This window comes from Peribacillus kribbensis DSM 17871, assembly GCF_000430765.1.
GTDB lineage: Bacteria > Bacillota > Bacilli > Bacillales > DSM-1321 > Paraperibacillus > Paraperibacillus kribbensis.
On the sequence record NZ_AUMQ01000016.1, the window covers coordinates 162,158 to 174,400 of the forward strand.

The 12,243-nt window shown below is 41.1% G+C and carries 10 protein-coding genes; 6 read left to right on the plus strand and 4 right to left on the minus strand.

Going from position 1 to position 12,243, the window contains the following annotated elements:
* Positions 1-324 precede the first annotated feature (324 nt).
* Positions 325-675, minus strand: a complete 351-nt coding sequence (locus tag H539_RS27435; protein WP_051348381.1) for a VOC family protein — start codon at positions 673-675, stop codon at positions 325-327.
* Between the two features lie 750 nt (positions 676-1,425).
* Between H539_RS27435 and H539_RS0100735 the strand changes: the two genes are divergently transcribed.
* Positions 1,426-3,030, plus strand: a complete 1,605-nt coding sequence (locus H539_RS0100735) for a bifunctional metallophosphatase/5'-nucleotidase (protein ID WP_051348382.1) — start codon at positions 1,426-1,428, stop codon at positions 3,028-3,030.
* A gap of 155 nt (positions 3,031-3,185) precedes the next feature.
* Here H539_RS0100735 and H539_RS27440 read toward each other — a convergent pair whose 3' ends face one another.
* Together H539_RS27440 and H539_RS0100745 are read right to left on the minus strand one after the other, a co-directional pair.
* Positions 3,186-6,143 (minus strand): OmpL47-type beta-barrel domain-containing protein, encoded by a 2,958-nt coding sequence (locus H539_RS27440; RefSeq protein WP_051348383.1) that lies wholly within the window; start codon positions 6,141-6,143, stop codon positions 3,186-3,188.
* Between the two features lie 409 nt (positions 6,144-6,552).
* A complete protein-coding gene (locus H539_RS0100745; RefSeq protein WP_026691920.1) occupies positions 6,553-6,990 on the minus strand; it encodes a VOC family protein in 438 nt (145 codons plus the stop codon).
* A 288-nt stretch (positions 6,991-7,278) separates the two neighbouring features.
* Here H539_RS0100745 and H539_RS0100750 point away from each other — a divergent pair, with 288 nt between their 5' ends.
* Positions 7,279-7,842: a GNAT family N-acetyltransferase gene (locus H539_RS0100750; protein ID WP_026691921.1), complete on the plus strand. Its 564-nt coding sequence runs from the start codon at positions 7,279-7,281 to the stop codon at positions 7,840-7,842.
* Between the two features lie 192 nt (positions 7,843-8,034).
* On the opposite strand, the gene H539_RS0100755 is transcribed toward H539_RS0100750, so the two are convergent.
* On the minus strand, positions 8,035-8,274 hold the full coding sequence (locus tag H539_RS0100755) for a hypothetical protein (RefSeq protein ID WP_026691922.1): 240 nt from the start codon (positions 8,272-8,274) through the stop codon (positions 8,035-8,037).
* Between the two features lie 580 nt (positions 8,275-8,854).
* On the opposite strand from H539_RS0100755, the gene H539_RS0100760 reads away from it, so the two are divergent.
* The 4 genes from H539_RS0100760 (at position 8,855) to H539_RS0100775 (ending at position 12,153) form a co-directional block, all read left to right on the plus strand.
* A complete protein-coding gene (locus H539_RS0100760) occupies positions 8,855-9,682 on the plus strand; it encodes a transporter substrate-binding domain-containing protein (RefSeq protein ID WP_026691923.1) in 828 nt (275 codons plus the stop codon).
* Between the two features lie 27 nt (positions 9,683-9,709).
* Complete coding sequence (locus tag H539_RS0100765; protein WP_026691924.1) at positions 9,710-10,366, plus strand: amino acid ABC transporter permease; 657 nt, start codon at positions 9,710-9,712, stop codon at positions 10,364-10,366.
* Between the two features lie 86 nt (positions 10,367-10,452).
* Positions 10,453-11,181, plus strand: coding sequence for an amino acid ABC transporter ATP-binding protein (locus H539_RS0100770; RefSeq protein ID WP_051348384.1), 729 nt, complete (start codon positions 10,453-10,455; stop codon positions 11,179-11,181).
* 12 nt (positions 11,182-11,193) lie between these two features.
* Positions 11,194-12,153 (plus strand): dimethylarginine dimethylaminohydrolase family protein, encoded by a 960-nt coding sequence (locus H539_RS0100775; RefSeq protein ID WP_245602106.1) that lies wholly within the window; start codon positions 11,194-11,196, stop codon positions 12,151-12,153.
* Positions 12,154-12,243: the final 90 nt, after the last annotated feature.

Consider the following 12,243-nt stretch of genomic DNA (forward strand, 5'->3'; position numbering starts at 1 on the left):
TGGTTAATCGGATCCTGTACTTTATGTCTTGTTCCACTGATATTCATAGTGAATTTCCTGTTTACTATTATTCCCTTAGAAAAAATACAAGGACTGCCTATATTTTTCCCTATAGTATTCTGTCCGATCGGTTTGTTTTTTGCTTTAAAAGCACACAAAATTCAAAAAAGCGCAGGAACCAGTTATGCTTTCTCTGTAAACTTAGCCTTATTTCTATTCACTTATATAATGTTCGGAACTTTGATATTTGGTCCCTGATTTCCCTTAATAATTCAAGGTAGGATTAATGGGGGATCCTGCTAAAGCTGGTTCCCTTAATTTTAGCTATAACTCCTGAAACAGCCCAATCCGATTGCCATCAGGGTCCTGAAAGGAACACCAAGCTGCAGGCACGCCTTCTCGAGTTTGGACTTCCTCTATCTCCATATGAAGTGCCTGCATCAAACGCCCGCGCTCTGAATGGATATCCAGGACGCCTATCCGCAGCGGGCCATTTCCTACTGCGGGCTCTCCTTTTGCCACCTGCAGCCACGCTCCCTTTACAATCTCCCACTCAGCGAAATCTTCATGTGGGATGAAATCAGGATGGCGGTTAAAGAGATTCTTGTACCATCTCAATCCCTCATCAAAATTCTCCACGCGAACCTGGAATGTCACGCCTGTATGATTTTTCATTCTTTTCTCTCCTAACTCGCTTAAGTACATTTTATGGGACTGCATAGTTTCATAGTGATCAAATGTTAGGATTATTTTCCCATCAATAAAATAAGGATAAATAGAAAGAACAGTGTAGAAAAAAACGTTGTAAAAAGACTTTAAAAAATGAACCTATTCCCTTCTTTTGCTTTTTTTAGTTCGTCTTCCAGCCTTTTTTCTTTAGTTTGGTATGGATCAATGCTATCTCTATGGGTCTTTATTCAAGAACTTGAAAGGATTCTCCTTCTTATGAGAAATAATCGATATCAATTAAAAAAATACGAGGTACGATGAAGCTTTAAAGAAAATAAGAAAAGCCAAGAGTGGCTTGCCTTTTTCAATCTGTTTCCTAATAAAAGATAGTTGGACTTAGGGCAAGTCCGCTTCCTAGGAAGGATAAAAACCTGCCTCTTGAATCCATTTAGAGCAAAAATCTCGCCTGTGGGAACGCACCGGGACTCTCATTATCGAAAGACCTTCCTCCTTTTCTTCTGTTTCCGTAATTTCAGGATCTATTTTTACTTTATATTGACCTTATTTATCAAAAACAAATGATTTAAAGAGCATGGTTCGAAAACAAAAACGTGCGATTTACATTTAATCAAAGGAATTTCGAGTGTGCAGACCCCAAAATTACCAAAAACGCGAACTATTATACTATTGATATTATCATCGTTCGTATAATATAATTAGTCTCGTAAACTATTATGTTATCGGGAGAGGATTCATTTGCGTAAGAGAAGAAACGTGGTTTTATCAGCAGGCTTAGCTGTATTATTAACTTTTCCATTCACTAGTACTACCCATGCAGAAACGAATCATGCTGCGACGACCAAAGCGACTCCGCATCCTTTTGAGGTTCAGCTGTTAGGCGTAAATGATTTTCACGGCCAATTGGACGTCACTCGTAAGGTAAATGGCCGTTCAGTTGGACGGGCTGATTATCTTGCGGCTTATTTAAAACAGCAAAAGGCTAAAGTTAAAGATACGTTATTGCTTGCTGTAGGCGACAATGTGGGTGCTTCTGCCCCTGTATCTGCTCTTATGCAGGATGAACCGACGATCAACATTTTCAATACCCTTCATTTCGATGTTAGTACAATTGGGAACCACGAATTTGACCACGGTGTAAATGAAATGATTCGTCAAATTTATGGTGGAAGAAACCCAAATACCGGTGAATTTTTCAAGGGTGCCAATTATCCCTACATCTGCGCAAATGTTGTTACCACCAAGACTAAAAAGCCTATTCTGCCTCCTTATTTGATTAAAAAAGTCCACGGGGCGAAAATTGGTTTTATCGGAGTGGTAACAACTGAAACTCCTACTATTACGATGCCTTCGAATGTAAAAAACATCGAATTTACAGATGAAACAGAAGCTATTAATAAATATGCGAAGGAGTTAAAGAAACAGGGCGTTCAAACGATTGTTGTACTGGCACATGACCCGGGAACTTCTGCAGCGGACGGTTCAAACGCAAACGGCCGTGTCTATGATATTGCTCAGCATACAGACCCTGAAGTGGATGTAATTTTTGGCGGCCATAACCATGCCTACATGAACACAAAGGTAAACGGAAAATTAGTGGTTCAAGCCTACTCCTTTGGTACCGCCTTTGATGAGGTTCATCTTTGGATTGATCCAAAAACAAAGGATGTAGTAAAAAGTGAGGCGAAAATTGTTAATACCTATCAGGATGCCATTCAGCCAGATCCTCAGGTGAAACAGATGATAGATGAGGATGAGGCAAAAGTCGCCCCTTTAATTAATAAAGTCGTAGGCAGCGCAGCCACAGCATTAACACAGGATCAGAATGCAAGCGGTGAATCCAATCTTGGTGATTTTATTACAGATGCCCAGCGCGCTTCCACAAATGCTCAAATTGCCATTACGAATCCTGGCGGTATCCGCGCAAATATTAACAGCGGAGAGATTACATGGGGTGAATTATTCACGGTTCAGCCATTTAACAATCAATTAATCACCATGAACTTGACTGGAGACCAAATTCGTCAGGCATTGAACCAGCAATGGGCTACAGGCCGTATGCTTCAAATGTCCGGCATGAAATATACTTGGGACAGCACGTTAGGAACAGACAAAATCGTTTCATTAACGCTTGAAGACGGTACACCAATCGAACCAAACCAAACCTACTCCGTTACAATGAATTCATTCTTAGCCAGTGGCGGAGATGGATTTACCGTGTTTGCTTCCGGACAAAATCCAGTTACAGGGCAGGTAGATTTGGATGCCTTAGTCGACTATGTACAAAAGCAGACAGCTCCGATAAATGTGACAACAGGCAATCGAATTCAAAAAATAAAATAAAGAACTTCCCTTTAACCTTAACTCTTAAAATAGTTAAGGTTATTTTTTATAGGAGCTAAGGTCTTTCGCTTCCAATCTGGCAGCTCTAGCAGAAATCGCAGCACCTAGTTACTGAATGAAAAAAGAGTGACGGAAGAAACCGTCACTCCTCTCTATTAATTTAATTCAAGATCGATTAAATACTTGATACTCTCTTCCATCACTTCAGCAAACTCTTGGGTGATTCCTTTCCCTTTTTGTGCCTGGGTATAACCAAGTAATGAAAATAGCTCTCTGGCTGTTCTGTTCTTTTGTACGGCTTTTACATGAGCATCAAGGCTGTTTACGATTCCTTTCTTAGTGAAGGCATGATTTTTTTCGCCTAAGGCAATGAGTTCATCAAGATGGTCTATATCCATTAAGTTTGAGAGTTTGAAATCTTTCGAGGCCATGTTGCCTGCCTGATCTTTTGCTGTGACGGTAAAAGTGTGTTCGCCCAGAGATAAAGCCAGCGGTTTGATTTCGTCTAATGAAGAAATCGCTTTACCATCAAGGATATACTCCACACTTTCGAGACCACTCAGATTGTCATCAGCCGTAATGCTGGCATCTATTTTAGAATCGGTTTGATAGAATGTAAGATTTCCATTCATACGGATGACCGGAGCTGTTTTATCGATCCATATCTGAAGAGACTTAGCTTCTTCTGCATTACCGGCCTTATCGATACTGCGATAATCGATCACATTTTTTCCTTCTTCTGTTATGACAACAGGTCCAGTGACTGTCACCCATTCCCCATCATTCAGGCGGTATTCAGTTTTGTCGATCCCTGCTCCATTGCCATCATCTGAACTAAAGCTGACAGTAACGTCTACCTTATTATATTTTTCACCAGTATTTCCATCGGCGACTGCAGTGGTAATCGGTGCTGTGTGATCGGATTGTTCAAAGTGATCCATACTCAGAGGCTTGAGCTGATATACCCCTTTAAAAACCGAAGCGATTCCCGTGATATTCACGACGCTTCCTTCCTGGAACGTTTTACTCCATTCAGCGAAAGAAATACCTGTGCGGCTGTCGACCCTGACCCTTGTCGTACCCTGCTCATTGACAGCATCGAATTCAAACGTTCCAGCAGTGCCCGCTTCAGAGAGGTTCTTAATTTGTACATTTTCAAGCTTAATGAGAGTACCCTGGTTTTCTTCGTTAACCGAACTTTGAACCAAAGGCGGAGGAATTTCTTCTGATCCGATTTTCTCTGCATTTACCACATCCGTCAATTCCACTTCTGTGTTAAATGTCTTTTTTACAGCAGTTATACGGATAAAATCGCCCGCTTCAAATCCATCCGTATTTTGATATACATATATGCCGGATGACCCTTGCTGAAGATAAAATCCCTGCCCTCCAAAGACACCCGGATTTGAGGTAATGGTACCTTCAACCGTTACGAGTGTTCCGTCTGTCATCTTTCTGGCATCCTGAATGGAAATCACTTCTGGCGCGGCACTTTCATCCGGAAGCGGCTCTGCCGGAACATCACCAATCGTAACTGATTCGGTTTGGATATTCGTACTACTGCCCTGTCTGATTCTCATGTTCGCCGTTCCAGATGTACCTGGCTTTATTTGAACGGTGAGTGTTTTAGACGCATGGCCTTTTGCGTCCGCAGTCATGGAAAAATTGCTGCTATAGCCATAGACTGAAGGCCAGGTTCCATCCGCATTCTGGACTTTGGCGACCTGTGTTCCGCCAGTCAGGTACACACCAAGATTTAAGTTGGATACTGTACTGCCGGCAGCGATTCCATCCACCTCTACACGTACCTGGAATTGCTGGCTGTTAGGCAGGACATTTTGATGAACCAATTTATACGAGGGTTGTCCTGCAGGCGGAGGCTGTGTTCCGCCGACGGCCCCGTAAGAACCAGGTCTGAAGGTTTTCGGATCATACCATTTATAGCCTGCTGCAGGAGCTGCCCAAGGTTCAGCTTGTGGTTCCACTGATGTTGCCGGGTCTTCATTTTCCTTTTGAGCTGGATCCAATATCAGCTTTGTCGGCTGATCAAGCTGCATCCCGGGAACCTGGTCAAAGCTGGTATAGCTTTCTTTATCCGCCAGCCATTTAACGGTTTGTACGAGGAATTTGCCATCGTCCTGCTCTTTATAGCCATCATAGGTTGTTTTTTTGGAACCATTCTCTTCCCGGAGATATTTTGGTGAGGCATCTTCTACCGCAGAAGAGTCGCCGATGAATGCAGCTTTACCATTTCCTAATTTTGAAATCGCCGCATAAGGACCTTCTTCACGGCCCCCGCCGTTGTATACACCCTTATCTACTGCGCTGCTCCATCTTGCAGTCGTTTTTGGCAGATACACTATTCCTTTTGCTTTCGAAGGATCCACAATGGCAAGTGTTGATCCTGCATGCATGGCAACTGAATTCACACCTTCAGTGATTCCAAAGGATTGGGAAGGTGCCGCAATATCCGTAGCGGTTACATCTCCGATTGCATTATAGCGGAAACGAATGCCGAATTTACTGCCCAGCCAGTCTGAGCTTTCAACCCCCTGCATGGCAGGAGAACCTGCTTCTTCTGTTGTCATTCCTTTTGCCGGGTTCGCAAATGCACCGCGGCGGTACCCGTTCATCACTTCCGAAGCATCCCATCGATTCTTGTTGCGGTCTGCATTATAATGGTCGGCGATAAAGAAAATGCTCCCGCCTTCGCGGACGTATTGTTCCATAGCTTCTTGTTCAGACTTTTTATAGGGAATGTTTGCTTCCCCGATAATAAACACATCATAACCTTTTAACTTTTCATACGAGACGGCCTGCTCGCCGAATGTATAAGGAATCTGCCGTGATAGTTCCTCCACACTGAATCCGGCGCTTTTTAAGCCATTCGCAAAATCGGAAAACGCTCCATCTATCACCCAGTCTGCTGCGCCTGCAGTCTGGCCGTGTGTATTATCAAACAGCACCTTCTTTCCAGTGCCATCAGGCAATACAGTGGCTGGTGTGGCGGATGCAGCAAAAACATTCCCTAGATTACCAGCAATAGCACCTGTCAGAACTAATACTGTAAGCAGCATCAGCCTTAAACCTTTTAAAATAACCCGGTTTTCCAATCCCTAACCTCCTAATAGTTAATAATATACATATAAAGGAAAAACTAACTATAGTATCCCATAGAACTTATGTTTTTGAATGATACAAAAGATTCAATCAATTGGTGGAGGATTAGGGCTATGTACTTAATACTGGATCCCTTTAGGAGACTCACCTGAAACTGGTGGATGCATGTTTTGCATCTATTAATCTTTGGAAGCTGCGGTTGATCACAAAAAGATTCTCTTACTTACCTAATTGACCCACTGGACTACTGGATTACACAAAGAGTAATTTCTCCCTGTTAAACACACCCGTTTCTTGGCTCTGCAGCACCTTTTAAATGGATACCGACAATATGATTGTTGTTAAAGCAGAAAAGGTGTTTTTTCCTTAATAATCAGTTTGAATACCAAGTATGAGATTGATTTATTTGATTTCCTCTGCCAACTCTAAAATAATCCCTTCCGGACCACGGACGTAGCATAATTTATAAGTGTTTTCATAGTTTTGTATCTCACCAAAAAGCTCTGCGCCTCCCTTTCTCAATTTAGCAGCAATAGCTTCAATATTTTCAACAGCAAATGCAATATGCTGGATACCCAAGGTGTTCGCAGAAGATTGCTGAATACTTTTTTCAGCTGATGGAGTACGGAATTTGACCAGCTCCAATTTTGCATGGCCGTCCGGCGTTCCTAACCATACAACCGTCTCTCTAACGTCATTAAGCCCAAGGATCCGTTCTGCCCACTCTCCTTTCACTTCTGCTTCCCCTAGCAATGTAAGTCCAAGATCAAGAAAAAACTTTTTAGCCGCTGAGAGATCATTTACGATTACACCCACATGATCGATTCTATGGATTTTCATATCGTCCTTCCTCCTATGTTCCTAGGTTTTATTCCGTATGTCTGCTATAGATTTCTTCCCGGTGGCTTCAATTTCCTCTTTATTCAACCAACTGACCCTTTTGGGAGAAATAAAGATGCCATTTGTAAAACAACAATGAAAAATATTGTTTATATATGCTATCTTAATAAGCCAAAGAATACTATCCTCTCCGAGTTTTCCTTCAAGAATTTAAAGGGTTTTTCCTTCTTATGCCGAAATAACATTAGAGAGTTCTATTATTCATTAAAAAACAACGAGGTAATAATTATGGATCCTATATTATTTGATGTTCCTTTACAGTTAGAAACAGAGAGACTCATTCTCCGCGCCCCCCTCCCAGCTGGTGACGGAACTTTTGTAAACCAGGCCATCAGAGATTCCTTTCAGGAGCTGCAGCCTTGGCTGCCTTTTGCACAGGAGATTCCTGCTGTTGAAGAAACAGAGATTAACCTGAGAAATGCTCATGTAAACTTTTTAAAACGGGAAAGCTTTCGTTTTCTTCTTTTTCATAAAGATACGAAAGAATTTATTGGGACAACCGGTCTTCAAGGGATTGACTGGGACATTCCAAAATGTGAAATCGGATACTGGATCAATACAAGGTTCAGCGGTAAGGGATATATGTCAGAGGCGGTAAAAGAGCTCGTTCACTTTGGATTCAATCACTTCAATTTCAGAAGGATTGAAATAAGGTGTGAATCGACAAACCTGAAAAGCCGCTCCATCCCAGAGAAGCTTGGTTTTGAATTGGAAGGTATCTTAAGAAATGAAGATCTGTCTGCGGACGGCAGCAGGCTGACTGATACTTGTGTTTATTCGATCATTAAGTAGAGTCTTTAATGGCTAAAATACCAAAAAAGGAATGAGCGGTTAGCCTCATTCCTTTTTTACGTATATATTTAATTCTCCATTACAGCTTAGAAATGAGACAGCAAATTCAGTAAGAGCGCCATCACCAATCCTACAAATCCTACAATGGATTGAATGATGGTGATGGTTTTAAAGGTTTTCCCCATCGACATATTATTCATTACGGCTCATGGTACCCACGTTCGTGAAAGTAACAGTTAGTGCTACCCATCCCTCATAGAATAATAATTCATCAGACAAGTGACTAAATGTGTTTATTGCTAAATCTTCAAGTGGAAATTTGCCGTCCGAATCCCCGTCCATGGTTGCTTTAATCTTACCATTTTCAAAAGAAACATTGGCTCCTCCTGAAGCGTTTTTCAAGTTAATGAGGGTAAGTTCTTCCCCCTCCATCCCCAATATAATCTCAATATTTTCGTGCCGCTGTAGACCTTATATAGGGATGTCTGAAGAAGGAAACGGCCTAAAGGATGCCTTCACCAAAAAAGTTATGTCGTGTCTCAAACCATGCATTTCTTCCATTTTTATTATTCCGGCCCTTTGACTTGCAATTGCAAAACTGAGAAATTGAGCATTTATTCAAAAGGTTTTCTCAAAATAGTTTTAATTGTCGGAAAATTGGATAAATTAACTTGTTTTTATTTGAATATTCCATAATAATTATCTTAACTCACTTTTGTCATCTCACACAGAAAATAGTTATTTCCAAATATTTTATAAGGAAGGTGAAAATATGAACTAGATGATAAAGATCGGCAGCACGTTGGTTTTTTAGGGCCAGCTTCAGAGGACTATCAGGCATTGGATCTACATGTCAGAACACATAGCGCCCCGCTTCAATATACAAGGCTTATTTCGCGGTTTGCAGAAGTTCATTTAATGAAGCTATTTGAGTTCGGTAGGGGTACGTGCAAGGCGCTGCATGTCAGCTTTCAAGGGATAAAATTAATATAATAGAAAAGGAGCTCGAACGATGAAAAAAAGACTTGTATTTGTAATGGTATTGCTTTTTACATTAATTGCAGCTGGCTGTACAAAAAATGTGAGTGACGACTCCGCCGGCAGCCCTTCAACAATAGACAGTGTTAAAGATAAAAAGAAGCTGGTAATAGGCACGGCCCCTGGATATTTTCCGTTTGAAATGAAGGACAAAAAGGGGCAATTTATTGGTTATGATATTGATACGGCTAACGCTATCGGGAAAGCTCTAAATGTGAAAGTGGAATTTAAGCAGTTCGGTTTTGATGGTTTAATTCCTGCTCTGCAAACAGGTGACATCGATATGGTTATTGCTGGGATGACAATTAGAGGAGATCGTGCATTATCTGTAAGCTTTGCAAATTCTTACTTTAAAACGGGGCAAGTATTAATGCTGCCTAAAAAGGATAGTACCACAAAAAGGTGGGAAGACCTTGATAAACCTGGCAAAAAAATTGCCGTTTCTCTAGGAACCACAGGTGCTCTGTTGGCCAAACAACTTTTTAAAAATGCCAAAGTCCAAGATTTTGAAGATTTCCCTTCTGCTTCAATGGCAATGATCCAGGGGCAGGCCGATGGAATCATTTATGACGAGCCTGGTGTCCATACATATGAACTTATGAATCCTAATAGTGTAAGAGGAGTTTATGATTTGATTTCCTCCGAAAATTTAGGTATTGCTGTACGCAAAGATGATTTACGCTCCATTCAATGGATTAACTCATTTTTAGCATCTTATATTGAAAGTCCGGCAGAACTCAAATCCCGTGAGAATTGGTTCAAAAAAGCTGATTGGATTGATAAGGTAGAGACAAAAAAATAATAGACATGTAATTGGAGGAATCTATCAATGTATCAAGCAGACTGGAGTGTAATTCCTCAAAATATGCATCTTCTGCTTAATGGGGTATTGCTGACACTTCAAATCTCAGCACTTGCATTAATAATTAGTATTCCATTTGGAATATTTCTTGGACTTTGCAGGATTTCAAAGAATAAATTAGTCTCTTTTCTGTCTACAGCTTACATAGAATTTATACGTGGTGTGCCTTTGCTGGTTCTGTTATTCTGGATATTTTTTGTTCTTGGCAGGTTCATGCAGCTAGGGTCTTATTGGTCAGCTGTACTTGGTTTAGCCGCTTTTTCAGGTGCATTTGTAGCTGAAATTGTAAGAGCTGGTATCGAATCAGTTCCAAAAGGACAAATGGAATCAGCACGCTCGTCAGGAATGTCCTACACACAAGCAATGCGGTTAATCATCCTTCCTCAGGCGTTCCGGAAAATGCTTCCCCCACTCGCTTCTCAATTTATTATTTTAATTAAAGATTCTTCACTAGTATCTGTTATATCGGTTGTTGATTTAACTCTCGTCGCCAAGAATATTGTGGCAACCTCCTTCCGTTCTTTAGAAGTATGGACGGCTGTTGCAATTCTATACTTTATTATCACTTTTACTCTATCACAAATTATTCGTATTTTTGAACGTAAATATAAGCTTCGCGAATAACTTGACTCGTAGTATGAAGCTATAAATCTTTTGCACATAATGTCGATTATACTTAATTTGTGTGAATTAAAAGAGGTGTACAAAAATTGATAAGAATAACAGATGTGAATAAAAGTTTTGGCGAGACTAAGGTCCTCCAAAATATTAACTTAGTAGTGCCGAAATCCAGCGTTTACGCGGTTATCGGCCCCAGTGGGGCAGGAAAAAGCACACTGATTCGCACTATCAATGCTCTGGAAGAGATTGATAGTGGTGAAATCATGGTAGACGGTATGTCAATCCATAGTAAGAAAACGGATATTAACAAAGTGCGTACAGATATTGGGTTCGTTTTTCAATCCTTTAACTTATATCCTTTTCTAACAGCACTGGAAAATGTAACGATAGCACCGATCCAGGTCAAAAAAGTCAAAAAAGCAACAGCAATAGAACGAGGGAAAGAATTACTCGCCTCATTAGGACTGGGAGATAAATTTGATTCCTACCCCTCAAAGCTTTCAGGAGGCCAGCAGCAGCGGGTCGCCATAGCGCGTGCACTTGCTATGGATCCTAAAGTAATGTTATTTGATGAGCCAACCTCAGCCCTCGATCCTGAAATGATCAAAGAAGTGTTAGATGCAATCCGGAAATTGGCCAAAACAGGAATGACAATGATGGTTGTAACACACGAAATGGGCTTTGCGAGGGAAATGTGTGAACAAATTGTCTTTATGGCTGATGGTAAAATAGTAGAAGTTGCTCCGCCAGAAAAATTTTTTAGCAATCCTGAATCAGCTCGAGCACAGGACTTCTTATCTAAAGTACTCAACCATTAAGGAGTGCAGATTATGAGCAAAACTATTAATCAGGTTATAGTTCAGGGAGAACGCTGGTTTCCCGCAGAAACTACCTTTTCTGATGAAATGAATCATTTATGGGGAGATTGGTATTGTGATTCAGAGGTTGGTAAGCTTCAGGCAGTATTAATGCATCGGCCCGGAAAAGAAATTGAAGGAATTACGGCAGAAAATTTTTCAGAATTTCGGTTTCGTGCTCCTATTAACCCTGAGAGGGCGAGAGCACAGCAAGATGTACTTGCTGAAATTTACCGTGGACATGGAGTAAAAGTTTACTATATAGACGGACAGCGCACAGACCGTCCAAATGCGATGTTTATGAGAGATCTCATGTTTATGACACCTGAGGGAGCAATTGTCTGCAGGCCTGCAATCCCCTCGAGGCGGGGTGAAGAGAAGGCTGTAGCGAGAACCCTTGCTTCCCTTGGAGTACCGATTATAAAGACAATCAATGGGAACGGATATTTTGAAGGTGCCAGTGCAATGTGGATCAATCGCGAAACGGTTGTGATTGGTACAGGAAGCAGAACAAACGAGTCAGGTGCACAGCAGGTAGAAGCTGAATTGCGAAATATTGGGGTTAAAAATATCGTCCGCACACAGATTCCTTATGGGTCCATTCATTTGGATGGTTATATGAATATGGTGGACACTAAGAAACTAGTAATATTCCCATGGCATGTAACCTATGATTGTGCCAAACAATTAATCGATTTGGGCATCGAACTTATCGAATTAACCGATATCCAAGAATTAAAGCTTGGAATGAGCATGAATTTCGTCGCTTTAGAGCCGGGTAAAGTAGTGATGCCTTCCAACAATCCAGAAACAAAACAATTATTAGAATCCCATGATGTTGAAGTCATCGAGATTGAGATTGATGAAATTATGAATGGCTGGGGTGCTGTCCATTGTATGACAGCCTTTTTGAAAAGAGCCCCCTGTCACTAGTTAATCAGGCAGGCGGGAAATGCGTTCCCGCCTTTCCTATTGTAAATGAGGGTAAAAAAGAACCATTTCATGATGAGGGGAGCAAAAACA

Excerpts from the sequence above, each read along its gene's own strand:
- H539_RS0100775 (WP_245602106.1), top strand. The coding sequence starts at position 11,194 with ATGAGCAAAACTATTAATCAGGTTATAGTTCAGGGAGAACGCTGGTTT.
- H539_RS0100765 (WP_026691924.1), top strand. The coding sequence starts at position 9,710 with ATGTATCAAGCAGACTGGAGTGTAATTCCTCAAAATATGCATCTTCTG.
- H539_RS0100750 (WP_026691921.1), top strand. The coding sequence starts at position 7,279 with ATGGATCCTATATTATTTGATGTTCCTTTACAGTTAGAAACAGAGAGA.
- H539_RS27435 (WP_051348381.1), bottom strand. The coding sequence starts at position 675 with ATGAAAAATCATACAGGCGTGACATTCCAGGTTCGCGTGGAGAATTTT.
- H539_RS0100745 (WP_026691920.1), bottom strand. The coding sequence starts at position 6,990 with ATGAAAATCCATAGAATCGATCATGTGGGTGTAATCGTAAATGATCTC.
- H539_RS0100755 (WP_026691922.1), bottom strand. The coding sequence starts at position 8,274 with ATGGAGGGGGAAGAACTTACCCTCATTAACTTGAAAAACGCTTCAGGA.
- H539_RS0100760 (WP_026691923.1), top strand. The coding sequence starts at position 8,855 with ATGAAAAAAAGACTTGTATTTGTAATGGTATTGCTTTTTACATTAATT.